The sequence below is a fragment of the Methylorubrum rhodinum genome, from assembly GCF_014199935.1.
Taxonomy (GTDB): domain Bacteria; phylum Pseudomonadota; class Alphaproteobacteria; order Rhizobiales; family Beijerinckiaceae; genus Methylobacterium; species Methylobacterium rhodinum.
On record NZ_JACHOP010000012.1, the window covers coordinates 65976 to 91324 of the forward strand.

Sequence of the window (25349 nt, forward strand, 5' to 3'; positions counted from 1 at the left end):
TAGCCGGAAGGCCAGGTGGGGGAAGCTGACGGGCGCGGGCGGCCGGTAGCTCAGGGACGAGTGCGGCCGGAACGATACGGTGAGAGGAATTGCCGCAAACCATATTGACGCGGCCGCGCAGCCTCAAATACCACCGACTCGACGGTTCCCCTCGGGGATCAAAAGGGAACGCGGTGAGGGCGAAAGCCCGATGCCGCGGCTGCCCCCGCAACTGTAAGCGGCGAGCCTTCCGCCACCATGTCACTGGGCAGCCTCGCCCGGGAAGACGGTGAGAGGGCAGCGACCCGCGAGCCAGGAGACCTGCCGTCAGTCGTGGTCACACGCGAAACGCGTCGGGCGGGGTGTCCTGGCGGGTGTCGAAGCGCCGTGATCCGTGTCGGGACGCGAACGCTGAGGCCTCGTTCGCGGTGACGTGCCACTGCCGTCGCCCGAGGCTTGTCTCCCGTGCCCCATCCCCTTGGTTCCGCGCTCCGGAGCGTGCTGGCGCTGTCCTGCGCCGGATCGGCGCTGCTCGCCGCCACCTTCGCCCATGCCCAGCAGACCGCGGCGCCCTTTGCCGGCGCACCGGCCGGCGTCGCGACCACCCTCGACGAGATCTCGGTCGCGGCCACCGGCGTGCCGACGCCGACCGCGCAGGTCGGATCGAGCGTGACCGTGCTGACCGCGCGGACGCTCGAACAGCAGCAGCGCCGCACCGTCCCGGACGCGCTGCAGCAGGTGCCGGGCCTCAACGTCGTGCAGACGGGCGGACCCGGCGGCCAGACCTCCGTCTTCATCCGCGGCGCCAACTCCAACCACACCAAGGTGCTGATCGACGGCATCGACGCGACCGACCCGTCGAATCCCAACGGCTCGTTCGATTTCGGCCAGCTCCTCACCGAGGACCTGTCGCGCATCGAGGTGCTGCGCGGCCCCCAGAGCGGCCTCTACGGCTCGGACGCCATCGGCGGCGTGATCGCCCTCACCACGCGCCGCGGCGAGCGGCCGGCCCGCGCGGTCGCCAAGGTCGAGGGCGGCTCGTTCGGCACCTTCAACCAGTACGGCCGCATCTCGGGCGCGGAGGGCGGGTTCGACTACGCGGTGTCGGTCTCGCATCTGCGCGCCGCCGCGACCCCGGTGACGCCGCCCGACCTCGTGCGGCCCGGCAACCCGGTCTACCCGAACTTCTACGACAACGAGACCGTCTCGGCCCGCTTCGGCTATCAGTTCACCGACACGTTCCGGGTCAACTCGATCACCCGCTTCATCAATTCGAAGCTGCGCTTCAGCAACGACCGCTACGTCAATGATGAATTCCAACCGGATTTCGCCGCGGGCGTCCTGCGCAATCAGGCGGACGTACAGCAAGTCTTCACCCGCAACGAGGCCGAGTGGACGCCGCTGCCCGGCTTCCACAACGTCTTCGCCATCAATTACTCGAACCTTTACAATCGGCAATTCCAGAATATCTACAATCCGCTGGCGACGTCGGCCGACTCGAACAATCTCGGTGAGCGGCTGCGATACGAGTATCGCGGCGACTACGAATTCTCGCCCGGAAATCTCGTCCTGTTCGGAGCCCAGCGCGACGAGGAGCGCCTCTTCACGAACAATCCGAACAGCGTCGTCACCGCCCGCAACGGCAACACCGCCAGCTACGGCGAGGTGCAGCTGACGCCGTTCGACGGCGCCTTCCTCGTGGCCAACCTGCGCCACGACGAGAACGACGCCTTCGGCCCGGCCACGACCTATCGCGTGGCGCCGAGCTACCTCGTCCCCGGCACGGGCACGCGCCTCAAGGGCAGCGTCGGCACCGGCTTCAAGGCCCCGACCCTGAACCAGCTCTTCGTGGACATCCCGGCCTTCGGCCAGAAGGGCAACCCGAACCTGCGGCCCGAGGAGAGCTTCGGCTACGACGCCGGCTTCGAGCAGCCCTTCGGCGAGCGCGTGCTCGCGGGCGCGACCTACTTCGCCAACGATTTTCGGAATTTGATCCAGGGCACGTTCGACCCCAGAACCTTCGTCTTCACCAACGTGAATATCGGCCGCGCCGAGACCTACGGGGCGGAGGCCTTCCTTGCGGTGCAGTTCACCGACACCCTGTCGGGCCGGATCGACTACACCAACACGGTGTCGAAGGACGACGTGAACGGCCGGGAACTGCTGCGCCGCCCCCGCCACAAGGGCAGCGCGACGGCGATCTGGACCCCGATGCCGGGCCTGACCCTGAGCGGCACGCTGATCGTGCTCGGCTCGTTCGTCGACGGCGCACGCGACGCCAACTTCTCGCGCGTCCGCAATCCAGGCTTCGCGATCCTCAATCTCGCCGCCAGCTACAATGTCTCCGAGACGGTCAGTGTGTTCGGGCGGATCGATAACCTGTTCGATCAGCGCTACGAGAACCCGACCGGATTCCTCGGGCCGGGGCTCGCCGTCTACGGCGGCGTGCGCCTGACCAGCTTCTGAGGTGACGGTGACGGCGCGGGCGATCCTCGCACTTGCGGCCCTTCTGGCCGCCGTGCCCGCGGCCCGTGCCGCCGACACGGCCGAAGCGTCTGTCCGCGTGGTTTCGATGAACCTCTGCGCGGACGAACTCGTGCTGCGGCTCGCTGATCGGGATCAGGTTCTGGCCGTGACCTTCCTGGCCCGCGATCCGCGCGGATCGACGGTCGCTGAGAAGGCTGTCGGCATCCCCGTGACGCGCGGCCTCATCGAAGAGGTCGTCGCGCTGCGGCCCGACCTCGTCATCGCGGGCGCCTTCACGACGCGCGCGACCGTCGGCATGCTCAAGCGCGTCGGCGCGCCCGTGCTCGAACTCGGCGTGCCGACCGACCTCGACGGCGTGCGCGCCCAGATCCGGCAGGTCGCGGAAGCGCTCGGGCACCCTGAACGCGGCGAGGCGATGGTGGCGGACCTCGATGCCCGGCTCGGCGCCATCACGCCCGCGCCACGGCCGCTGCGGGCCCTCGTCATGCGTCCGAACGCCTTCACGGTCGCGCCCGGCGGCCTCGGCGACGCGCTCATTCGCGCCGCCGGCCTCGTCAACGTCGCGGCCGAGATCGGACGCGACCGCTTCGGGCAGGTGCCTCTTGAGGCCGCCGCGCTCGCGAACGCGGACCTGATCGTGGTGGACGAGGGAGCGCCGGGCCTGCCTTCGCTGGCCGACACGCTCCTGCACCATCCCGTCTTCCGGGCGCTCGCGGCTAAGGGCCGGACGGTCGCCATCCCGAACCGGTTCTGGACCTGCCCGGGGCCCCAAGTCGCCGAGGTCGTGGCGCGGCTGGCGGCGGCCGCGAACGCGCGGGCGCCTCGGCCATGAACGCGCCGGTTCGTGCCATCGCCGATCCCGTTTACCGGCGCCTCGACACGCCTCGGGTCCGCCGTGCCGTCGTCGCCGTCCTCGGCGTCGCGGTCCTGGCCCTGACGCTCGCGTCGGTCGCCATCGGCTACGCGCCCTTCGACGTGCCGGCCGCGTTCGCGGATCTCATCGCGGGCCGGACCACGCTGCCGGCCCTGGTGCTGTGGGAGCTGCGCATCCCGCGGGCGCTGCTGGGTGGCCTCGTGGGTTTCAGCCTCGGCCTGACCGGCGCGGCGATGCAGGGCTATCTGCGGAACCCGCTCGCCGATCCCGGCATCCTCGGCATCTCCTCGGCGGCGGCGCTCGGCGCCGTGCTCGTCTTCTACGGCGGTCTCGCCGCCTCGCTGAGCCTCGCCCTGCCGCTCGGCGGCATCGTCGGCGCGGGCGTGGCGGCGCTGCTCCTCAACGCGCTCGCGGCCCGCGGCAGTTCCACCCTCGGGCTGATCCTCGCCGGCGTCGGCCTGTCGAGCCTCGCCGGCGCCCTGACCGCGCTGGCGCTCAACCTGTCGCCGAACCCCTACGCGGCCCTGGAGATCGTGTTCTGGCTGATGGGCTCGCTGGCCGACCGCAGCCTGGACCATGTTCTCCTCTGCCTGCCGCTGATGGTGATCGGCTGGGGCCTGATGCTCTCGACCGGTTCCGCGCTCGACGCCCTCACCCTCGGCGAGGACACCGCCGCGAGCCTGGGGATCAACCTCGTCTCGGTGCGGCTGCGCCTCGTCACCGGCGCGGCGCTTGCCGTCGGCAGCGGAGTGGCGGTCTCCGGCGCCATCGGTTTCGTCGGCCTCGTGGTGCCGCACCTGATGCGTCCGCTCGTCGGGGCGCGGCCCGGTGCCAACCTGTTGCCGAGCGGCCTCGCCGGCGCGGTCCTCGTGCTCGCCGCCGACATCGGCGTGCGCCTGCTGGCCACCCGGCCCGAGCTGAAGCTCGGCGTGGTGACCGCGCTCGTCGGGGCGCCGTTCCTGATCGTGCTGCTGCTGCGCAACCGCGGGAGGCGGGCATGAGCCTCGGCCTCCACGACGTCCGGGTCACGCTCGATGGCCGGACGATCCTGTCGGACATCGACCTCGTGCTGGAGCGAGGCCGCTTCGTCGGGCTCGTCGGGCCGAACGGCGCCGGCAAGACCACGCTCTTGCGCGTCCTGGCGGCTTTGGTCACGCCGGCCCGGGGCCGCGTCACCCTCGAAGGCCGCGCGCTGTCCGACTTGCACCGCGACGAACGGGCCCGCCGCATCGCCGCCCTGTTCCAGGGCGCCGGTATCGGCTGGCCGATGCGTGTGCGCGAGATCGTGACGCTCGGTCGCCTGCCGCACCGGCGTGCCTTCACCGGGTTCTCGGACGCCGACGCGGTCGCCGTCGCGCGAGCGATGGAGCGCACCGATGTCGCGCACCTCGCCGACCGGAGCGAGCCGACCCTATCCTCGGGCGAGCGCATGCGTGCGCTGCTCGCGCGGGCGCTCGCGGTCGAAGCCGAATGGCTTCTTGTCGACGAACCGGTCACGGCACTCGACCCCGCCCACCAGCTCGATGCCATGTCATTGCTACGCGCCGCGTCGCGCGACGGCACCGGCGTGGTCGCCGTCCTGCACGACCTCGCGCTCGCGGCCCGGTTCTGCGACCGGATCGTCGTGCTGTCCGGCGGCCGGCTCGTCGCGGACGGCCCGCCGGAGGAGGCGCTGACCGATTCCCTGCTCGCCCGCGTGTTCGGCGTGACGGCGGAGCGGGGGCGAGCGGCGGACGGGACCCGATATATCCTGCCCTGGGCACGTTCCAGGGCGACAGAGGAGACAAACGATGGCGTCATCATCCCAGGCTGATGCGGTCACGGACCTGCTGCGCGAGGCCCTGGCCGACCCCGGCACCGCCTGGAGCCTCGGCAGCTTCGGCGCCATCGCCGAGTTCATGCGCGACCCGGACGAGGCGGTCTCGGGCCTGCCGGACGACCGTCTCGGCATGGCGACCGAGCGCGGCGCCATCGCCCTGAGCCCCGGCCCCGACCTGCGCCCCGTCGCTTACGAGACCTCGGTCGCCTCCGGCTGGAACCATGCCGTGGCCCTCTGCCTGCCGGAGGCTGCCTGCGCCATGAACCGGCGCGGCGTGGTGACCGAACTCGGTCCGGACCGGGAGGCCGCCCGCGAGCGGGACCGGGATGCCGTTCTGTTCGATCTCGGGCTCGACCTTCTCGCGGTCGATGCCTGCGTGCGCACGAGCGACCCGGAGTCGATCGCCTGTCTCCGCTCGGGCATCGGGCGCCCCCTGTTCGACCATGCGAACCCCATCGGTCGCCACCTCGTCGCGATGAGCCCGCACCGTGTGTTCCTGGCGAAGGTCGGGCGCATCGAGGTCTATGCCCCGATCCCGGGCCCCGGCGGCACGAGCCCGGAGGGGCCGCACACCCACGTCCTGCCCAAGCTCCTGCGGAGCGGGCGCACGCATGCGGCGACGACGCCGATCCCGGCGGGGTGGGTGCCCTGCGCCGCCCTCCATCCGGCTCACCCCTACAAGGACATGCTGGGCCAGCGGATCGCCTTCGACGCCGCCCGGTACGAAGCCTTCCAGGTCCTGCTCGACCGCTGGGGCGATCCGGACCTGCTCGCGCTCAAACAAGGCGGGGAGCATAGTCCGGACAGTCGGATTTCGAGCCGTCACGTGCACGGCGCCCGACGCGTGGCCGAGGTTCAGGCCCGCTTCCTACGCGGCGAGGTCGTCGAGGCCGATCCCGAGGCCGACGAGGATGAGGCCGTCGCCGACCACGGTTGAGCCGGGCCGTCAGCGGGTGATCGGCCTGATCGGCTGTCCCGGGGCGGGCAGGACGACTTATGCGCGTGGTTTCGACCCGCTGGATGGCTGGGGTCACCTGACACTGGACGACGTCCGGCAGGTCTATTGGGAGGTGCGCCGCAAAGGTTGGGACGGCCGAGCCCAGCGGGTCCTGCATTCGGTCATCCATGGGTCGTTCGGCCTGGGCGTGGGTCTCGCCCACCTCGGCACGATGGATCCGGGTTTCGGCTTCCCTCCGACAACGGCGCCAAGGATCCGGGGACCATCTGGCTCGTCGTTGAGGAGTTGATCGAGGTCGGGGCGCCACCGTTGCAGCGAACGGTGAACTGCGTGACGCGGACGCCGGTCGACAGGGTGCCGCACGAGGAGCGGCGCCGGTTCAACGCGACATACGGGTCGGTGGTCGACCTCGCAAGCGCCCGGGGCGTGCATCCTTTTAACTTCAAAGGGCCGCCTCACACGCGCCAGTCTGGCACCAGCCTTCGACCCTGTCGTGGTCGAGGCGACGTTCTACCGGCGCGATCCGGTCGCCGCCGGCCCTCCGAGCGCGGGCCGACATTCCTCCCCTATGCGGGCCATTCTATTGCCAGACGGAGCTGAAGATCTGGCCTTTTGCGGGCGAACCTCCCGTCCGCCACATGACGGGGAGCCGGTCCCGGTTCCCCTGCCAACGGATCGCGAGGACGCCCGCTCCGTCACCGCGAGCGCCGGCGGAACGGACGCTCGCGGCTCAGGCGATCGGAGCGACGCCGTCAGTCCGGCGGCGAAGACCGACCGCCGAACGCGGCCTCAGGCAGCCTGTCGTCGTGCCGCGGCTCCGGCGGCCTCGGCGGCGATCTCTGGAAGAGGCGCGAGGCGGCCGGTGGCGTGCAGCACGCCCTCGGCGCCGTCGAGGGCGCCCGGAATCAGGTCGAGGCCGAGGAAGCGTTCGCGCTCGAACGGGCCGGGCATGGCGAGGCCCGCCGCCCGCTCTCCGGTGAAACCGAAGCGGGCATAGTAGGGTGCATCGCCCACGAGCAGCACGGCGCCGTGGCCGAGTTCGGCCGCTCGGGTCAGCGCACGGCGCATCAGAGCGCCGCCGAGGCCCGCGCCCTGCAGGCTCGGATCGACCGCGAGCGGTCCGAGCAGCAGCGCGGGACGGCCGCAGCCCGCCGCGACCTCCCACAGCCGCACGGTGCCGACGAGTTTCTCGCCATGCACGGCCGTCACGGCGAGGCCGCGTGCGGGCAGGCGGCCCTCGCGCAGGCGCTGCGACGTCTTCAGGAAGCGGGCCGGGCCGAAGCAGGCGTCGAGCAGGCGCTCGCGCACGGCGACGTCCGAGGCGATCTCATCACGGATCTGGATCACGGCCGTACCCTCCCAACGCGCCGACAGGCGGGAAGAAACAGCCCTCGCACCTGCACGCGGCAGGCCGTCCGGGACACATCGACGAGCGCGCCCCGTGGGGCACGCGGGTTTCTTGGCGGAAAAAGCGTGAACGAAGCCTGAGGGCGGCGTTCAGATCACGATCTGTTCGAGCGGCGGGAAGCCGTTGAAGGCGACCGCCGCGTAGGTCGTGGTGTAGGCGCCCGCGCCCTCGATCCACACCTTGTCGCCGATCGAGAGGGAGACCGGCAGCGGGTAGTGGTTCTTCTCGTAGAGCACGTCGACCGAGTCGCAGGTCGGGCCGGCGACGACGCAAGGCGCCATCCGGTCCTCGTCGTGGGCGGTCTTGATCGCGTAGCGGATCGACTCGTCCATGGTCTCGGCGAGACCGCCGAACTTGCCGATGTCGAGATAGACCCAGCGCACCTCGTCGTCCGCTTCCGACTTCTTCGAGACCAGCACGACCTCGGCCTCGATCAACCCGGCATTGCCGACCATGCCGCGGCCCGGCTCGATGATGGTCTCCGGAATGCGGTTGCCAAAATGCTTGGTGAGCGCGCGGAAGATCGCGTCGCCGTAGCTCTCCACGCCCGGCACCTGCTTGAGGTACTTGGTCGGGAAGCCGCCGCCGAGATTGACCATCGACAGGCCGATGCCCCGCAGCGCGCATTCCTGGAAGATCATGGAGGCGGAGGCGAGCGCCCCGTCCCAGGCTTCGGTGTTGGCCTGCTGCGAACCGACGTGGAACGACACGCCGTAGGCGTCGAGGCCGTGCCGGTGGGCATGCTCCAGCACATTGACCGCCATCTCCGGTTCGCAGCCGAATTTGCGGGAGAGCGGCCAGTCGGCACCCGCACCGTCGCAGAGGATGCGGCAGAACACCTGAACCTCGGACGCCTCGACGCCCGCCGCCTCGGCGGCGCGGACGATCTTGTCCACTTCCGCCTGGCAATCGACCGCGAAGAGGCGGATGCCGAGCTTGAGCGCGCGCACCACGTCGCGCTCCTTCTTGATGGTGTTGCCGAACGAGATGCGATCCGCCGTGGCGCCGGCCGCCAGCGCCATCTCGATCTCGGCGACCGACGCGGTGTCGAAGCAGGAGCCCAGCTCGGCGAGCAGCCGCAGCACTTCCGCGGCCGGGTTCGCCTTCACGGCGTAGAACACGCGGGTATCGGGCAGAGCGCGGGCGAACTGCGAAAAATTCTCGCGCACGACTTCGAGGTCGAGCACCATCACCGGACCCTCGTCCCGGCCGAGGTCACGGCGCGCGCGCAGGTAATCGCGGATGCGATCGGTCATTGGTCGTCCCCACCACAGGTTCGAGGGCGCCGTCTGGGGCGCGAGAATCGAATCGTGACGACCCTCGCGGATCGTCGGCGTCAGGGGGCGATGCGTCGCGTCCGTCCACGCGCTTTGGAGACGCGGGATCGGCCACGAGTGCAGAGCACCCGGAAGCTGCCGTGGATTGGATGGGGGAACCCCAACCGCACGCCGGGCAAGGAGAAACAAGCCTCTTCGGTGTCGGCCTTTGGAGGGCCGACGAGACCAAAAAAGCCCGTTCGTCGTTGCTTTAAGCTGCGTCCCCCGTGGAGAGCGGGGTTCGCCGGTTTCGCCTCCGGCTGCCGGTTGTTGTTGAGGTCTGGTGTCGCCACCCGGATGCCGGCCGTAGGGATCCACCCCTTGCGACCATCGATCCTTTAAGACCCCTGGCGGCTGTCCGGCAGTTGACCGGATGCCCACCAACCGGCACGCGGCCACAGGCACGTGCGAAATTGGGCGAGGCGGATATACGCATCGTGCCGGCTGGAAACAAGCGGTTTCTCACATCCTTAGCCGGCGCTTCCCTATCCTCACGCGATCGTGGCAGCCGCGCATCACTCCCATTGCCGGCTGAAGTTTCGCGGATCATGCGTACGCTCCTCCCGGCGTCCGGAACGCCGCGGAGGACAACCCTTTTCAAGCCCGTCGGGACGGTCCATTGAACCGGGCCGAAGCTTGGCCCGCGCCTTCGGGCGGGCCGACATGCGAGCCGAAGGGAGTCATGACCGAGCCGTCCCGCCGTGCCGTCGTCTCAGGCCTCGCCGCCGGCTTGGCCGGCCTGCCCGCCCTCGCATGGGGGCAGGCGACGCCCTTCGGCTTCGAGACGGTGGAGGCGGAAGCCAAAAGACTCGCCGCCGCGCCGTTCGACGCCGCGGTGCCGCCGTTGCCCGAGGTGCTGGCCAAGCTCGATTACGATGCGTGGCGCGACATCCGCTTCCGGCCGGACCGCGCCTTCCCGGTCGGTGCCGACGGGCGCTTCCGGCTGCAACTGTTCCACCTCGGCTTCCTCTATCCGCGGCCCGTGGCGGTGAGCCTCGTGAAGGCCGGGATGGCCACGCCGATCGCCTACGATCCGGCGCTGTTCGATCTCGGCCGGACCAAGCTCGACGCAGCCCTGCCGAAGGATCTGGGATTTGCCGGCATTCGCCTGCACACCGCGCTCAACCGGCCGGACGTGATCGACGAGCTGATCGTCTTCGTCGGCGCGAGCTACTTTCGTTTTCTCGGCCAAGATCAGCTTTACGGCCTGTCGGCGCGGGCATTGGCCGTGAACACGGAAGCGAAGGGCGGGCCGGAGGAATTCCCGGCCTTCCGCGCCTTCTGGATCGAGGCGGAGGGCGAGCCCGGCACCTGCACGATCCACGCCCTCCTCGACGGGCCGTCGCAGACCGGGGCCTACCGCTTCACCGTGCGGCCGGGCCCTGAGACCACCGTGGCGGTGACCGCGACGCTGTTTCCGCGGCGCGACCTGAACGATGCGGGCCTCGCGCCGCTCACCTCCATGTATTTCATCGGCGAAACGGATCGGGGCCACAGCGACGATTATCGGCCGGAACTGCACGATTCCGATGGCCTCCAGATCGCGGCGAGCTCGGGCGAGTGGCTGTGGCGGCCCCTCGACAACCCGCGGGAGCGGCGCGTCGCGACCTTCTCGGTCGCCTCGCCGAAGGGCTTCGGGCTGATGCAGCGCGACCGGTCCTTTGCCAGCTACCAGGATCTGGAGGCCGGCTACGAACGCCGTCCCGGCTACTTCGTCGAGCCCGAGGGCGATTGGGGCGAGGGAAGCGTCGTGCTGGTCGAACTGCCGACCGACAACGAGACCGCCGACAACATCGTCGCGTTCTGGCGGCCGAAGGTGCCCTACCCGGTCGGACAGCCGGCGCGGCTGGCCTACCGCATCCGCGCGGTCGGCGGCGAAAGCCTCCACCCGAACGGGCAGGTCGCCAACACCTTCCTGGCCACGCCCGCGGCGAGCGGCGCGGCGCGTAAGGAGGGCGACCCGGAGGGCCGGCTCGCCCGGCGCTTCCTCATCGATTTCGGCGGCGGCGCGCTGGCCCAGCGCCCAACCGGGGCGCCCCCGCCGGAGGTGGTGGCGAGCACGAGCGTAGGGCGGATCGTCGCCACCTCGATCGTGCCGAACCCGCATGTCGGAGGGTTTCGCGCGGCGCTCGACATACGCCTCGATGCGCCGGGCACCACGGAGTTGCGCCTCTACCTGCGCGACGCGGGCGGGAACGCGCTGACCGAGACATGGACCTTCCCCTGGAGCGCGGCGTGAGCCGCGAAGACCACGCCGACGGGCTCGCGGTGACGATCCGCCCGGCCGTGCCGGCGGACCTCGACGCGCTGGTCGCCCTGGAGCACGCCGCCTTCGCCACCGACCGGGCCGAGCGCCGGGCGATCCGCCACGCGATCCGCTCGGCCAGCATGAGCCTGCTGGTGGCGCTGGCGCGGGATGGCGGCGAGGACATCTTGGTCGGCGCCGCGACCCTGGAGCGGCGGCGCAACAGCGGCGTCGCCCGGCTCTCCTCGATCGCCGTCGCCCCGGCGCGGGCCGGCCACGGCCTCGGCGCCCTGCTGCTCGACGCGGCGGAGGCCGACGCCCGCGATCACGGCCGCACCCGGCTGCGGCTGGAGGTACGGGCCGACAACGGCGCCGGCATCCGCCTCTACGAGCGGCACGGCTACACCCGCTACGGGACCAAGCCGGACTATTACGAGGACGGCATGGAGGCGTGGTGCTACGAGAAGGCGCTCGCCCCGGACTGAGCACCGCCGGAACCGCAGGCTCGACAGCGCGCTTCCATCTCTGCCCACGCTGCGACGCAACCGACGACGTGCGCCAGCGCACTGGCAGACCTGGCCGATGGGGCCACGTTGCGGGTACTTACCCGCGTCTCCCGGCCCCGAAGCTCCCGTCTCCCGGCCGGCAGCGCCCAAATCCCGAAGAGAGCCGAATGCCGAACCTGTTCGATCCGATCACGCTGGGCGCCATCGCGCTGCCGAACCGCATCCTGATGGCCCCGCTCACCCGTGGCCGGTCCACCCGTGCCCACGTGCCGACGCCGCTCATGGCCGAGTACTACGCCCAGCGCGCGGGCGCCGGCCTGATCATCTCGGAGGCCACCGGTATCAGCCAGGAAGGCCTCGGCTGGCCCTACGCGCCGGGCATCTGGTCGGACGAGCAGGTCGAGGCCTGGAAGCCGGTGGTGAAGGCGGTCCACGACCGGGGCGGGCGCATCGTCAGCCAGCTCTGGCACATGGGCTACCTCGTCCATCCGGATTTCCTGGGCGGCGAGCCGCCGGTCGCCCCCTCCGAGGCGACGGCACCCGACGAGGCCCATACCTACGAGGGCAAGAAGCCCTACGGAAAGGCCCGCGCTCTGCGCGAGGACGAGATCCCGCGCCTCATCGCCGATTACGAGCGCGCCGCGCGCAACGCGGTGGCCGCGGGCTTCGACGGCGTGCAGATCCACGCCGCCAACGGCTACCTCCTCGACGAGTTCATCCGCGACGGCTCGAACAAGCGCTCCGACCGCTACGGCGGCTCGGTCGAGAACCGGGTGCGGCTCGTGACCAAGGTGGCGCAGGCGGTGGCGGGCGTGGTCGGCGCCGATCGCACCGGCATCCGGTTCTCGCCCAACGGCCCGATCCAGGGCGTGGACGATTCGAACCCGCACGAGACCTTCGGGCTCGCCGCCGAGATGATGGACCGCGTCGGCCTCGCCTTCATCGAGATGCGCGAGCCGGGCCCGGACGGCACCTTCGGCAAGGCCACCGTGCCGCCCGTCGCCCCGGTCATCAAGGAGCGCTTCCGCGGCCCGGTCATCCTGAACTGCGACTACGACGGCGCGCGCGCCCAGGCCGCGGTGGAATCGGGCGAGGCCGACGCCGTCGCCTTCGGCCGCCCGTTCATCGCCAACCCGGACCTGCCGGAGCGGATCGCCAAGGGCTTGCCCTTCGCCAAGGACGACATGAAGACCTGGTACAGCCAGGGCCCGGAGGGCTACGTCGACTACCCGACGGCGGAGAAGCAGGCGGCCTGAGGCCGTCCCGAAGATCGGTCGAATCGGAGGACGGCCCCGTGCGAGCGGGGCCGTCGTCGTTTTGGAGGATCGTTTGCCGGTGAGCGTCACGCGCGCGAAGGCCCCGCCCTACCGCATCGTCGCCTTCGATTTCGACGGGACGCTCGCCGACACCTTTCCGTGGTTCTGCTCGGTGCTGAACGGCGTGGCCGACCGGTACCGTTTCCGCCGCGTGGAAACCCACGAGGTCGAGCGGCTGCGGAGGATGAGCGCCCGCGCGATCATCGCCGATCTCGGCATTCCGGCCTGGAAGGTGCCGCTGATCGCCCGGCACATGCGCGCGCTCGCGGCGCGCGACGCCGACGCGATCCGGCTGTTTCCCGGCGTGCCGGAGATGCTCGGTGCGCTCGATGCTGCGGGTGTTCGCCTCGCGGTGGTCAGCTCCAACGGCGAGGCGACGGTGCGGCGAGCGCTCGGGGAGCCGGGTGGCTCCATCCGCCACTACGCCTGCGGCGCCGCGCTGTTCGGCAAGGCGCGGCATCTGCGGGCGGTGGCGCGCGAAGCAGGCGTGGCGCCGGGCCGGATGCTGGCGGTGGGCGACGAGATCCGCGACGCCGAGGCGGCGGCCAAAGCCGGCTGCGCCTTCGGGGCGGTCGCCTGGGGCTACACCGAGCGCGCGGCGCTTTCGGCAAAGGCGCCGGCCCACCTGTTCGGCGAGCCGGGCGAGATCGTCGAAGCCGTGGCTTACTGACCGGCGCGGGCGCCGGGGACGACGGAGGCGCCGGCGCCGCTGCCGAATGGCTCGTAGCGGGTCAGGCCGCGGAAGAGCTGGCTGAGGAAGGCGCGGTCGGCGCCGCTCGACGGGGTCCGGCGCTCGATGAAGTCGAACACGCGCCCGTCCTGCAGGCCGTAGAGCGCCACGCGCTCCACCTTCATGCCGGGGGTGAAGTACACCGCCGTCACCTTCTGGTCCTGCACCTGCTCGCCGAGGAACAGCACCGTGCGGCTCGTGGTCTGGCTGATGTAGTACCAGGACTTGTTGCCGACGGTGGAGACGGTCGACGGCGTGCCGAGGATTTGCAGCACCTGCTCGGCGCTCTGGCCAGGCTTCACCGTGGCGAGCGCGGCCTGGTCGATCTGGTAGCCGTGGCGGATTTCCTCGCCGATGCAGCCCGAGACGCCGAGCGCGATCGTGCCGAGGACAGTCGCGCGGACGAGCGACGAGACGAGACGGCGCGACATCGGCCCCCCTGTTTCCATCATGCGGGACAAGGTCCGCGGCACGATTTCCCTCGCGCGTCTTCGGACTTGCACCCTGGTCGAGGGTTGCCGTACCGCGGGGATATGGCTTTGACAAGGCAAGCTCGGCCACAGGCCCGGCCGATCCGGTGGACGGCATGATCGGAAGGTTTTTTCGCCGCGCCCAGGAAAGGCGCCGGGCGATCCGGACGCTGCACCAGCGCATCGGCGAGGCGGCGCGCCGGCCCGACCTCTACGAGGCGATGGGCGTGCCCGACACCGTGGAGGGGCGCTTCGAGGCGCTGAGCCTGCACGTCATCCTCGTGCTGCGCCGCCTCGGACACCTTCCGCCGCCCGCCGACGAGGTCGCCCAGGAGCTGATCGATTCGGTGTTCGTGCAGCTCGACGAGAGCCTGCGCGAATTGGGCGTCGGCGACATGGGCGTGTCGAAGCGCATCAAGAAGCTCGGCGCCTCGTTCTACGCCCGGGCCGGCGCCTACGGCACGGCGCTCGACGCGGGCGACGCGCCGGGTCTCGCGGCGGCGCTCGCCCGCAACGTGCTGGCGCGGGACGAGGCGGAGGCGGCGGACGCGCTCGCAGGTTACGTGAGGACCAGCGCCGACGCGCTCGGGAGCCAGGATCTCGACGCCCTGCTGGCGCAGGGGCCCCGCTTCGCCGCCCCCTTCGCGGCCCCCTTCGCCACCCATCGCGGCACGCCGCAGGAGGCCTGAGATGACCGCCCCGACCGGACCGCTCTCCCGCTCGGTCAATGTCGAGCGCCTGAACAAGGACCGCGCCGAGATCACCGTCGAGGCGAGCCCGGAGGAATGCGCCGCGCTCGCCCGCGACTTCAAGATTCCGGGCATCCGCGACCTCGTCGGGCGCTTTCGGCTCGGCGGCTCGCTGACCCGGCTCCATGTCGGCGGCAGCGTCGAGGCGACGGTGACGCAGGTCTGTACCGTCACGCTGGAGCCGTTCGAGGCGAAGGTGAAGGAGCCGGTCGATGTCGCGTTCACCAACGCCGACATCCTGAACGACACCGATGCCGAGGATGTCGAGCTGCCCGACCCGATCATGAACGGGCGGATCGATTTCGGCGCGCTCACCGCCGAGTTCCTGGCGCTCGGGCTCGACCCCTATCCGCGCAAGCCCGGCGTCGCCTTCGAGCCGGTGACCGCGGGGGAGGATCCGCTGCCCTTCGCCGACCTCAAGGCACTGAAGGCCAAGCTCGGCGGCACCGACTGAGCGACGCAAAAAACCCAGAAGAATCAGTTTTTGTTTGCCCGGCGGGGCATGCTCGCTATTTTGCGCGCCGCCGAACCGGGCTCGATCAGGCCCTCACCGCCCCCTGCAGGACGCCCCGCGGCCTCCGGTCCCAAGGAATCATGTCGAACCGCGTTTGCATCTCGCTCGACGCCATGGGCGGCGATCACGGCCCCGCGACTGTCGTGCCCGGTGCGGCCATCGCCCGTGAGCGGCATCCCGAGACCACCTTCCTGATGTTCGGCGACGAGGCGGTCGTGCGCCCCCTCGTCGAGGCCGAGCCGCGGCTGAAGGGGGCGGTCGAGATCCGCCACACCACCGTGTCGGTCGCCATGGACGACAAGCCGAGCCAGGCGGTGCGCCAGGGCCGCGGCAAGTCCTCGATGTGGCGGGCGATCCAGGCCGTGCGCGACGGCGAGGCCCAGGCCGCGGTCTCGGCGGGCAACACCGGCGCCCTGATGGCGATGTCGAAGATCTGCCTCAAGACCATGGCGGGCATCGAGCGCCCGGCCATCGCCTGCCTGTGGCCGACGGTGCGCGGCGAGAGCGTGGTGCTCGATGTCGGCGCCACCATCGGCACCGATGCCGAGCACCTCGTCGAGATGGCGGTGATGGGCTCGGCCATGGCCCGCATCGTGCTCGATATCGAGCGCCCGACGGTGGGGCTCCTCAATGTCGGCACCGAGGAGATGAAGGGCAACGAGGCGGTGAAGGAAGCCGCCCGGCTCCTGCGCGAGACGGAGTTGTCGAACTTCTCCTATTACGGCTTCGTCGAGGGCAACGATCTCGGGCGCGGCACGACCGACGTGGTCGTCACCGAGGGCTTCACGGGCAACATCGCTCTCAAGACCGCCGAGGGCACCGCCAAGCAGATCGGCACGTATCTGAAGGCGGCGATGGGCCGGACGCTCTCGGCCAAGATCGGCTATCTCTTCGCCCGCCAGGCCTTCGCGGCGCTTCGCGAAAAGATGAACCCGAGCCGGGCCAATGGCGGCGTGTTCCTCGGGCTGGAGGGCATCGTCATCAAGAGCCACGGCTCGGAGAACGCGCAGGGCTTCGCCTCGGCGGTCGATCTCGCCCACGACATGGCCCAGCACGACCTGATGCGGACGATCCGGGAGATGCTGGAGCAGACGCCCGCCGTCGCGCCGGCCTGAGCTAGAGCGCATTCCGACGAAGTGGACACCGGTTCGTCGAAAGGATGCGCGGCAAAACAAGAACATAGAACCGTATCCGACCTGAAGCATCAGGTCGGATACGGTTCTAGAAGCGGCTCGCACGAGCCGTCGGAATTGAGGAAGGGACGGATCCGATGGCGCTTCTGCGCTCCGTCGTGGTCGGGTGTGGTGCGTACCTGCCCGGAAACGTGGTCACCAACGCGGCGCTCGCCGAGCGGGGGATCGAGACCTCGGACGAGTGGATCGTCCAGCGCACCGGCATCCGCCAGCGCCACATCGCCGGCCCGGACGAGACCACCTCGGTGCTCGGCACGCGGGCGGCGCAGGCGGCGCTCGACGAGGCCGGTTTGTCCCCCGCCGACATCGACCTCGTGCTCTGCGCAACCTCGACGCCGGACTACACCTTCCCCTCGACCGCGACACAGATCCAGGCGGCGCTCGGGATCGAGGGCGGCTTCGCCTTCGATCTCCAGGCCGTCTGCGCCGGCTTCGTCTACGCGGTGGCCACCGCCGACCGCTTCCTCTCGACGGGGGGTGCCAAGCGCGCGCTCGTGATCGGTGCCGAGACGTTTTCGCGGCTGCTCGACTGGGAAGACCGCACCACCTGCGTCCTGTTCGGCGACGGCGCGGGCGCGATCGTGCTGGAAGCGCGCGAGAACGACGCTTCGAACCGCGGCGTGCTGACGAGCTGCCTGCGCTCCGACGGACGCCACCGCGCCAAGCTCTACGTCGATGGCGGGCCGGGCTCGACCGGTACCACGGGCAAGCTCAGGATGGAGGGCCGCGAGGTCTTTCGCTTCGCGGTCGGCTCCGTCACCGACGTGATCGAGGAGGTCTTTCGCGCCTCCGGCACCACGGCGGACGACCTGACATGGTTCGTGCCGCATCAGGCCAACCGCCGGATCATCGAGGCCTCCGCCGACAAGCTCGGCATCGCCCGCGAGAAGGTGGTGCTGACGGTCGATCAGCACGGCAACACCTCCGCCGCCTCGATCCCGCTGGCGCTCGCCGCGGCCCGCCGCGACGGGCGCATCAAGCCCGGCGACCTCGTGATGATCGAGGCGATCGGCGGCGGCTTCACCTGGGGCGCCGCGCTGATCCGGTGGTAGAATCGGGCGCGTCCGCGGCTGGCGCCGAAGGCTGACCAGTATGGAATCCGTATGGCCGGGCGCGAAGAGCGCCCCGCGCAGCGGCCTCGGCTTTCAGCCGAGGCGTCGAGCGGAGCGAAAGCCTAAGCCCGCGGAGGCGGGCGCCGGCGATTGAGGCGAGAAAAAAACATGATTTGATCGCTTCGCGCGATCAAATCATGTCAAGACCAAGGTTCGGTTGACCGTCGAACGCCCGCCGATTAGCGTGTCCGATCATAGAGATACGTGACAGGCTGGAACACGGCCGGGAGGGGAGCGCATGACGGGACGGACGGTCACACGCGCCGATCTGAGCGAGGCCGTCTACCAGCAGGTCGGCCTGTCGCGGGCCGAATCGGCGGCCCTGGTCGAGACGGTCCTGGCCGAAATCTGCCAGTGCCTGTCGCAGGGCGAGACGGTGAAGCTCTCCTCGTTCGGCTCCTTCGTCGTGCGCTCCAAGGGCAAGCGGATCGGCCGCAACCCGAAGACCGGCGTCGAGGTCGAGATCGAGCCGCGCCAAGTGATGGTGTTCAAGCCCTCGAACGTGCTCAAGGCGCGCATCAACGGCGGCACCGTCAACGGCCTCGACGTCGACGACGATTGAGACTCAAGCCCGCTCCCTGGGGCTCGGCGCGCCGGGCTTTGCTTCAAAGTTTCGAACCCCCGAGGCCGTGAATGGGGCTGCCGCTCGCCTCCGACGAAAGCCACTCCGAAAAGCGTCCCGGCGCCTTCCGCACCATCACGGAGGTCTCCGAGGAACTCGGCGTGCCCCAGCACGTCCTGCGCTTCTGGGAGAGCCGGTTCAGCCAGATCCGGCCGACGAAGCGCGCGGGCGGGCGGCGCTACTACCGGCCCGACGACGTCGATCTGCTGAGGGGCGTGCGCCGCATCCTGCACGGGCAGGGCTACACCATCCGCGGCGCGCAGCGCATCCTCAAGGAGCACGGCGTGCGCTTCGTCCAGGCGATCGGCCGGGGCGAGGCGGAGGCCGGCCCGCCGACGCCGCAGGACCGCGACGAGGAGGCGGCCGACGGTCTCGCCTCGGACCGCGCCACGCTGGAGGCGGTGCTGTCGGAATTGCGCTCCTGCCGGGCGCTGCTGGCCGGGCTCGACGAGGCCGATGCGGAGCCGCAGGACGCACGGGACTGAGGCGTCGGCGCACGGCAACTCGCTTGCGCGCAAGTGATTGCCGTGTCTCACGGTTTCGTGTTCCCACCGTCGCAGGGCGCGAACTTTCTCGGCGTGGGCACGTTGAGGCGCCATGGCTTCCCCCCGCGCCCGGATGTCACCGACTCAGGAACTCATCGCCCGCATGATGCGGATCGTGCGCGCCTGCCCGGAAGCCGCGAACGAAGTCTTGGAACTGATGTTCCTCGTCAGCCAGATCGAGGCCTCGACCACGGTCGATCGGGATTACCGCGATGCGCGCCGCGTCATCAGCCGGCTGCGGGCGCCGCTCTGGGAAATGGGCCCGGCCGACCGCGCCGCCCTGCTCAAGGCCGCCGAGACGATCCGCAAGGCCTGCGACCTCTCGGAGGCCGACATTCCCTCGACGCCCGGCGCCGATCTCGGCGAGCGGGCCCGGATCGAGGCGGTGCTGGCCCGTACGCTGGCGGGCGAACTCTCCGAGGTGCAGATCGCTCGCGTGGCCGGCGCCGTCGCCGCCGCGATCCAGCACTGACGCCGACGCCAACCTTTCCGCAAGGAGTCTCGACGGGAACGGTCCGCACTCCCACATGCCGCCTGCCCCCGTCCCCGAACCGGATTCCCCGGGCCTCGGAGCGGGCCAGCACGACGACGAGGAAACGCCGATGACGCCCACGATCTCCACCCTCCGCCCCGGCCCGGCCGCGACCCGGGTCTTGGTGCTCGCCGCCGCCCTGGGGATGAGCGGGATCGGGCTGGCCGGCACCGCGGCGGCGCAGACCACCGTGACCCGCAGCGAGACCGTGCCGGCCGGGAAGTCGGCCCGCCTCGTGATCGTGCCGAACCTCAAGAAGGATTGCTCGACCGGGCCGATGCCGGAGATCCGGGTGACGACGCCGCCGAAATTCGGCTCGCTCATCACCAAGGGCGGCAAGCTGAAGACCCCGGCCAAGTACCGCTGCCCGAACAAGGACACCGAGGCGCAGGCGATCTTCTACCAAGCCAATGCCGGCTATACCGGCCCCGACGCGGTGGTGGTCGAGGTCAAGAACTCCGACGGCGAGATCGAGAAGCGCGACATCCGCATCACCGTCGAGGCGGGCAAGGGGAACGATAAGCCCGACGACAAGGCCAGGGAGAAGAAGGACACCACCGACCTGTAAGGTCCGGCATCCGCCATTGCTGCAACGCAACAGGCCGGCGGCCTCCGCCGGCCCGAAACGCATGGCTCGGGGCGCGCCTGCGCCAACCCGAGAAGGGTCGAGGGGCCGCTAACCCGCAGGCCCCGTTCGAGTGTGACCCGTTTGCGACGCGTAGCCCCCCGCATGTTCGCGCTGCGACAAAACCCGCAATGTCAGTTGCATCCGAGCCGAGACAGGATGAAGCTGTCATCAGCCTGAAGGGGGTGTTCGAATGCCGCTGCACTCGACGAACGACCTGTTCCAGAGCTTCGCTCGCGGATACGAAGCGCGCCGCGACACGGAGATGACGCTCTCCGAGTATCTCGAAGCCTGCCGCGACAATCCGCTGATGTACGCCTCCGCGGCCGAGCGCATCCTGGACGCCATCGGCAAGCCGGAGATGGTGGACACCGCCAAGGATTCCCGCCTCGGCCGCGTGTTCATGAACCGGACGATCCGGGTCTATCCGGCCTTCTCCGAGTTCTACGGCATGGAGGAGACGATCGAGCGGATCGTCTCGTTCTTCCGCCACGCCGCGCAGGGCTTGGAGGAGCGCAAGCAGATCCTCTATCTCCTGGGTCCGGTGGGCGGCGGCAAGTCGTCGCTCGCCGAACGCCTCAAGGCCCTGATGGAGGTCCATCCGGTCTACGTGCTCAAGGCCGGCGACGAGGTCTCGCCGGTCTTCGAGAGCCCGCTCGGCCTGTTCGATCCCGAGACCATGGGCCGGGAGATCGAGGAGCGCTTCGGCGTCCCGCGCCGGCGGCTGACCGGCCTGATGAGCCCCTGGGCGCTCAAGCGCCTCGACGAGTTCGACGGCGACATCTCCCGCTTCAAGGTGATCAAGGTGCGGCCCTCGCGCCTGCGCCAGATCGCCATCGCCAAGACCGAGCCGGGCGACGAGAACAACCAGGACATCTCGTCCCTCGTCGGCAAGGTCGACATCCGCCGGCTGGAGACGCTGTCCCAGGCCGATCCCGACGCCTACTCCTACTCGGGCGGCCTCAACCGGGCGAACCAGGGCGTCCTCGAATTCGTCGAGATGTTCAAGGCGCCGATCAAGATGCTCCACCCGCTGCTCACGGCGACGCAGGAGGGCAACTATGTCGGCACCGAGAATATCGGCGCGATCCCCTTCACCGGCGTGATCCTGGCCCACTCGAACGAGGCCGAGTGGCAGTCGTTCAAGACCAACAAGAACAACGAAGCCTTCATCGACCGCATCTACGTCATCAAGGTGCCCTACTGCCTCCGCGTCACGGAGGAGCAGCGCATCTACGAGAAGCTGATTTCCGGCTCGGAACTCTCCACCGCCGCCTGCGCGCCGGGCACGCTGGAGATGCTGGCCCGCGTCTCGGTGCTGTCTCGCCTGCGCGAGCACGCCAATTCCAACCTGTTCTCGAAGATGCGGGTCTACGACGGCGAGTCGTTGCGCGAGGTCGATCCCCGCGCCCGCTCGATGCAGGAATACAAGGACACCGCCGGCGTCGACGAGGGCATGGACGGGATCTCGACCCGCTTCGCCTTCAAGGTGCTGGCCGCGACCTTCAACCACGACACGACGGAAATCTCGGCCGATCCGGTCCACCTGATGTACGTGCTGGAGCAGGCGATCCGGCGCGAGCAGCTGCCGCCGGAAACCGAGAAGCGCTACATGGAGTTCATCAAGACGGAGCTCGCCCCGCGCTACGCCGAGTTCATCGGCCACGAGATCCAGAAGGCCTATCTCGAATCGTACCACGATTACGGGCAGAACCTGTTCGACCGCTACATCGACTACGCCGACGCCTGGATCGAGGATCAGGACTTCAAGGACGCCGAGACCGGCCAGCTCCTCAACCGCGAACTCCTGAACCAGGAGCTGACCAAGATCGAGAAGCCCGCCGGCATCGCCAATCCGAAGGATTTTCGCAACGAGGTCGTCAAGTTCGCGTTGCGCTCGCGGGCGCAGCACGGTGGGCGCAACCCCTCGTGGACCAGCTACGAAAAGCTGCGCGAGGTGATCGAGCGGCGGATGTTCTCCCAGGTCGAGGAACTGCTGCCCGTCATCTCCTTCGGCTCCAAGAAGGACAGCGAGACCGAGAAGAAGCACGGCGAGTTCGTCGACCGGATGACCGCCCGGGGCTATACCGAGCGGCAGGTCCGGCGGCTCGTGGAATGGTACATGCGGGTGAAGCAGGCGGGCTGAGCGGGACATCCCCGCTCTCGCATCCGCCGCCGCACTTATGCACCTTTGTTCCGCCAAGCGGGACGTACGAACAGGCGCTGAGCGACACCGGATGCACATCGTCGACCGTCGGCTCAATCCAGGCGGAAAGAGCCTCCCCAACCGCCAGCGCTTCCTGCGCCGGGTCAAGGACGTCGCTCAGCGGGCGGTGCGCGAATCCGCCCGCGAGAAGGACATCAAGGATCTCGGCAAGGACGGGCGCATCACCGTGCCGGGCGACGGGGTGCGCGAGCCGCGCTTCTCGCGCCAGCCCGGCACGGGGCATCAGGACTACATCCTGCCGGGCAACAAGACCTACGTGGAGGGCGACCGGATCGAGCGCCCGCCGGGCGGCGGGGGGGGCGGCGGCGCGGGCGAAGGCGGCGACGGCTCGGAGAACAGCGAGGACGCCTTCCACTTCGTGCTGACGCGCGAGGAATTTCTGGACCTCTTCCTCGAAGACCTCGAACTGCCCGACCTCGCCAAGAGGCGGCTCGCCATCGTCGAGACCGAGGGGCTGCGCCGGGCCGGCTACACCGTCTCGGGCTCACCCGCGAACCTCGCGCTGTCGCGCACCTTGCGCAACTCGATGTCCCGCCGCATCGCCCTCAAGCGGCCCAAGCTCGAGGAGATGGCGGCCTTGGAGGCCGAGGTCGCCGAGGCCAGGGAGGCGGACGACCCGCGCCTGCCCGACCTGCTGCTGAAGCTCGAAGCGCTGCGCGAGCGCTCGAAGCGCATCCCCTACGTCGATCCGATCGACCTGCGCTTCCGCCGGTTCGAGCCCTATCCGAAGCCGATCGCCCAGGCCGTGATGTTCTGCCTGATGGACGTCTCGGGCTCGATGACCGAGCACATGAAGGACCTCGCGAAGCGCTTCTACATCCTGCTGCACATCTTCCTGACGCGCCGCTACAAGCACGTCGAGATCGTCTTCATCCGCCACACCGACAAGGCAACGGAGGTGGACGAGGAGACCTTCTTCGGCTCCCGCGAGACCGGCGGCACGCTGGTTTCCTCCGCGCTCGTCGAGATGAAGCGGATCGTGGCCGAGCGCTACTCGCCCGACGACTGGAACATCTACGCGGCGCAGGCCTCCGACGGCGACAACGTGTCCTCCGACGGGCCGACCTCGACGGAACTGCTGCGCGCCCACATCCTGCCAGCCTGCCAGCACTTCGCCTATCTGGAAGTCGGCGACGAGAACGGCCCCCGCGCCGGCTTCGTCGAGCACCGCACCACCCTGTGGCGGACCTACGAGGCGCTGGCCAAGGCGGGCGAGCCGCTGGCGATGCGCAAGGTCAACCACCGCCGCGACATCTACCCGGTCTTCCGCGAGCTGTTCGGCCGCAAGGACGCGAAGGCGGAGGCGTAAGAGCTCTTCCCCTCCCCACAGATCTCGGGCTTGCCCGAAATCTGCATCATGTTAGCCAGGATCGGGCAGGCCCGATCCTGGGTGCGGGGAGGTGTCAGGGGTGGGGGTCGAGCAGAGGGCACCTTGAGCGGTTCCTCCTGAACCACCCCCACCCCCTTCCCCCTCCCCGCAAGGGGGAGGGGAGAACGCGTCGAGGAGAATGGCCGGGATGGTGACCAGCCTGAACCGCACGAAGTCCGCAGCGCCGCCGGCCGGCGAGCTGCTGTTTTCCGGCAACGACTGGGACTTCCACACGATCCGGCGCATCCACGACGCCTGCGAGGCGGTGGCCGGGCCGGAACTCGGCCTGTCCTGGTACCCGAACCAGATCGAGATCATCACCGCCGAGCAGATGCTCGACGCCTATGCCTCGATCGGCATGCCGCTGTTCTACAAGCACTGGTCGTTCGGCAAGCACTTCGCCCAGCAGGAGGCGAGCTACCGCCGCGGCCTGATGGGGCTCGCCTACGAGATCGTCATCAACTCCGATCCGTGCATCTCCTACGTCATGGAGGAGAACACGGCGACGATGCAGACGCTCGTGATCGCGCATGCCGCCTTCGGCCATAACCACTTCTTCAAGAACAACTATCTGTTCAAGCAGTGGACCGACGCGGAGGGCATCCTCGACTACCTCGACTTCGCCAAGGGCTACATCAGCCGCTGCGAGGAGCGCTATGGCCATGGGGCCGTCGAGCAGGTTCTCGACGCGGCCCATGCTCTGATGAGCCAGGGCGTCCACCGCTATCCCCGCAAGAAGCGGCCGGATCTCGCCAGCGAGCAGCGGCGCGAGCGCGAGCGGGAAGAACACGGCGAGCAGATCTACAACGACCTCTGGCGCACGCTGCCCGCCAAGGCGGGTGCGGCCAAGGGCGACCCGGCGCTGGAGCGGCGCAAGGCGCTGCTCGAACTGCCGCAGGAGAACATCCTCTACTTCCTTGAGAAGGTCGCCCCGCGCCTGCGCCCCTGGCAGCGCGAGATCCTGCGCATCGTGCGCCTCGTGGCGCAGTATTTCTACCCGCAGCGCCAGACCAAGGTGATGAACGAGGGCTGCGCCACCTACTGCCACTACCGGATCATGAATGCGCTGTCGCAGAAGGGGCAGCTCAGCGAGGCGGCCTATCTCGAGTTCCTGACCTCGCACACCAACGTCATCCGCCAGCCGAACTTCGACGACCGCTCCTTCGGCGGCCACAACCCGTACGCCCTGGGCTTCGCCATGATGCAGGACATCGCCCGCATCGTGGAGCAGCCGACCCAGGAGGACCGCGAGTGGTTCCCCGACATCGCCGGCACCGGGGACGCCATGTCGGTGCTGCGCGATTGCTGGGAGAATTACCGCGACGAGAGCTTCATCGCGCAATTCCTGTCGCCGAAGCTCATGCGCGACATGCGCCTGTTCCACGTGACCGACGATCCCGACGAGCCGGAGATGCGCGTCGAGGCGATCCACGACGAGCGCGGCTATCGCAAGATGCGCCGCTCGTTTGCCCGGCAATACGACGTGGCGTGGCTCGATCCCGACATCGAGGTGGTGGACGTCGATCTGGAGGGCGACCGCAAGCTCATCCTCCACCACAAGGCGCTCAACCGCATCACCCTGCAGAAGGAGGATGCCCGGCGCGTGCTCCAGCACCTCGCCGACCTGTGGGGCTACGACGCGGTGCTGAAGGAGGTCGACCCGGCCTCCGGCGCCGTGCTCGTGGAGCACGCGGCGAGCGCGCGGCCGATCTTCTTCTGAGCCCCGGCACCCCGGAAGACGGAGGCTCCGCGC

General features: G+C 69.6%; 23 protein-coding genes and 1 riboswitch. Of the genes, 20 read left to right on the forward strand and 3 right to left on the reverse strand.

From position 1 onward, the window contains the following. Positions 1-125 precede the first annotated feature (125 nt). A riboswitch (cobalamin riboswitch) is annotated at positions 126-322 on the forward strand. A gap of 122 nt (positions 323-444) precedes the next feature. Genes HNR00_RS14625 through HNR00_RS14645 form a run of 5 tightly spaced genes read left to right on the forward strand, consistent with a single transcriptional unit; the run spans position 445 to position 6096 of the window. Then, the gene (locus HNR00_RS14625; RefSeq protein WP_312886063.1) at positions 445-2445 is read left to right on the forward strand and encodes a TonB-dependent receptor plug domain-containing protein; all 2001 of its coding nucleotides are present in this window, start codon (positions 445-447) and stop codon (positions 2443-2445) included. A 7-nt stretch (positions 2446-2452) separates the two neighbouring features. Further along, positions 2453-3298: an ABC transporter substrate-binding protein gene (locus HNR00_RS14630; protein WP_183570524.1), complete on the forward strand. Its 846-nt coding sequence runs from the start codon at positions 2453-2455 to the stop codon at positions 3296-3298. Beyond that, positions 3295-4341 carry a FecCD family ABC transporter permease gene (locus HNR00_RS14635; RefSeq protein WP_183570526.1) on the forward strand — a complete coding sequence of 349 codons (1047 nt, stop codon included), beginning with the start codon at positions 3295-3297 and terminating at the stop codon, positions 4339-4341. The genes HNR00_RS14630 and HNR00_RS14635 overlap by 4 nt, the downstream gene beginning before the upstream one ends. Continuing rightward, positions 4338-5153 carry an ABC transporter ATP-binding protein gene (locus HNR00_RS14640; protein ID WP_183570528.1) on the forward strand — a complete coding sequence of 272 codons (816 nt, stop codon included), beginning with the start codon at positions 4338-4340 and terminating at the stop codon, positions 5151-5153. Before HNR00_RS14635 ends, HNR00_RS14640 begins: the two co-directional genes overlap by 4 nt. Beyond that, positions 5131-6096, forward strand: a complete 966-nt coding sequence (locus HNR00_RS14645) for a DUF6925 family protein (RefSeq protein WP_183570530.1) — start codon at positions 5131-5133, stop codon at positions 6094-6096. The genes HNR00_RS14640 and HNR00_RS14645 overlap by 23 nt, the downstream gene beginning before the upstream one ends. An 810-nt stretch (positions 6097-6906) precedes the next feature. On the opposite strand, the gene HNR00_RS14650 is transcribed toward HNR00_RS14645, so the two are convergent. Together HNR00_RS14650 and HNR00_RS14655 are read right to left on the reverse strand one after the other, a co-directional pair. Continuing rightward, entirely contained in the window at positions 6907-7464 is a 558-nt protein-coding gene (locus HNR00_RS14650; RefSeq protein ID WP_183570532.1) for a GNAT family N-acetyltransferase, read from the reverse strand. 150 nt (positions 7465-7614) lie between these two features. Then, the gene (locus HNR00_RS14655; RefSeq protein ID WP_183570534.1) at positions 7615-8781 is read right to left on the reverse strand and encodes a type III PLP-dependent enzyme; all 1167 of its coding nucleotides are present in this window, start codon (positions 8779-8781) and stop codon (positions 7615-7617) included. 742 nt (positions 8782-9523) lie between these two features. Here HNR00_RS14655 and HNR00_RS14660 point away from each other — a divergent pair. The 4 genes from HNR00_RS14660 to HNR00_RS14675 all read left to right on the forward strand — a co-directional run bounded on the left by HNR00_RS14660 (position 9524) and on the right by HNR00_RS14675 (position 13578). Further along, positions 9524-11080 carry a glucan biosynthesis protein G gene (locus tag HNR00_RS14660; protein WP_183570536.1) on the forward strand — a complete coding sequence of 519 codons (1557 nt, stop codon included), beginning with the start codon at positions 9524-9526 and terminating at the stop codon, positions 11078-11080. Next, positions 11053-11571, forward strand: coding sequence for a GNAT family N-acetyltransferase (locus HNR00_RS14665; protein WP_183570538.1), 519 nt, complete (start codon positions 11053-11055; stop codon positions 11569-11571). The genes HNR00_RS14660 and HNR00_RS14665 overlap by 28 nt, the downstream gene beginning before the upstream one ends. A gap of 188 nt (positions 11572-11759) precedes the next feature. After that, positions 11760-12848, forward strand: coding sequence for an alkene reductase (locus HNR00_RS14670; protein WP_183570540.1), 1089 nt, complete (start codon positions 11760-11762; stop codon positions 12846-12848). 73 nt (positions 12849-12921) lie between these two features. Further along, complete coding sequence (locus HNR00_RS14675) at positions 12922-13578, forward strand: HAD hydrolase-like protein (protein WP_183570542.1); 657 nt, start codon at positions 12922-12924, stop codon at positions 13576-13578. On the opposite strand, the gene HNR00_RS14680 is transcribed toward HNR00_RS14675, so the two are convergent. Next, on the reverse strand, positions 13572-14069 hold the full coding sequence (locus HNR00_RS14680) for an outer membrane protein assembly factor BamE (RefSeq protein WP_183570543.1): 498 nt from the start codon (positions 14067-14069) through the stop codon (positions 13572-13574). The two genes, HNR00_RS14675 and HNR00_RS14680, sit on opposite strands and share 7 nt — an antisense overlap. Before the next feature lie 155 nt (positions 14070-14224). On the opposite strand from HNR00_RS14680, the gene HNR00_RS14685 reads away from it, so the two are divergent. From HNR00_RS14685 to HNR00_RS14735, 11 genes are all read left to right on the forward strand, one after another. Then, a complete protein-coding gene (locus HNR00_RS14685; RefSeq protein WP_183570545.1) occupies positions 14225-14797 on the forward strand; it encodes a ubiquinol-cytochrome C chaperone family protein in 573 nt (190 codons plus the stop codon). Between the two features lies 1 nt (position 14798). Next, positions 14799-15311 (forward strand): YceD family protein, encoded by a 513-nt coding sequence (locus tag HNR00_RS14690; protein ID WP_183570547.1) that lies wholly within the window; start codon positions 14799-14801, stop codon positions 15309-15311. Between the two features lie 140 nt (positions 15312-15451). After that, on the forward strand, positions 15452-16486 hold the full coding sequence (gene plsX, locus HNR00_RS14695; protein WP_183570549.1) for a phosphate acyltransferase PlsX: 1035 nt from the start codon (positions 15452-15454) through the stop codon (positions 16484-16486). Positions 16487-16641: 155 nt separating this feature from the next. After that, on the forward strand, positions 16642-17616 hold the full coding sequence (locus HNR00_RS14700) for a beta-ketoacyl-ACP synthase III (RefSeq protein ID WP_183570551.1): 975 nt from the start codon (positions 16642-16644) through the stop codon (positions 17614-17616). A gap of 298 nt (positions 17617-17914) precedes the next feature. Continuing rightward, a complete protein-coding gene (locus HNR00_RS14705) occupies positions 17915-18238 on the forward strand; it encodes an integration host factor subunit alpha (protein ID WP_183570553.1) in 324 nt (107 codons plus the stop codon). Positions 18239-18309: 71 nt separating this feature from the next. Further along, the gene (locus HNR00_RS14710) at positions 18310-18783 is read left to right on the forward strand and encodes a MerR family transcriptional regulator (RefSeq protein ID WP_183570555.1); all 474 of its coding nucleotides are present in this window, start codon (positions 18310-18312) and stop codon (positions 18781-18783) included. Positions 18784-18895: 112 nt separating this feature from the next. Beyond that, entirely contained in the window at positions 18896-19315 is a 420-nt protein-coding gene (locus tag HNR00_RS14715; protein WP_183570557.1) for a hypothetical protein, read from the forward strand. 130 nt (positions 19316-19445) lie between these two features. Further along, complete coding sequence (locus tag HNR00_RS14720; protein WP_183570559.1) at positions 19446-19943, forward strand: 4-aminobutyrate aminotransferase; 498 nt, start codon at positions 19446-19448, stop codon at positions 19941-19943. Between the two features lie 250 nt (positions 19944-20193). After that, positions 20194-22146 (forward strand): PrkA family serine protein kinase, encoded by a 1953-nt coding sequence (locus HNR00_RS14725; protein WP_183570561.1) that lies wholly within the window; start codon positions 20194-20196, stop codon positions 22144-22146. A gap of 91 nt (positions 22147-22237) precedes the next feature. Further along, a complete protein-coding gene (locus HNR00_RS14730; RefSeq protein WP_183570563.1) occupies positions 22238-23536 on the forward strand; it encodes a YeaH/YhbH family protein in 1299 nt (432 codons plus the stop codon). 208 nt (positions 23537-23744) lie between these two features. Further along, positions 23745-25316, forward strand: coding sequence for a SpoVR family protein (locus HNR00_RS14735; RefSeq protein ID WP_183570565.1), 1572 nt, complete (start codon positions 23745-23747; stop codon positions 25314-25316). Positions 25317-25349 lie beyond the last annotated feature (33 nt).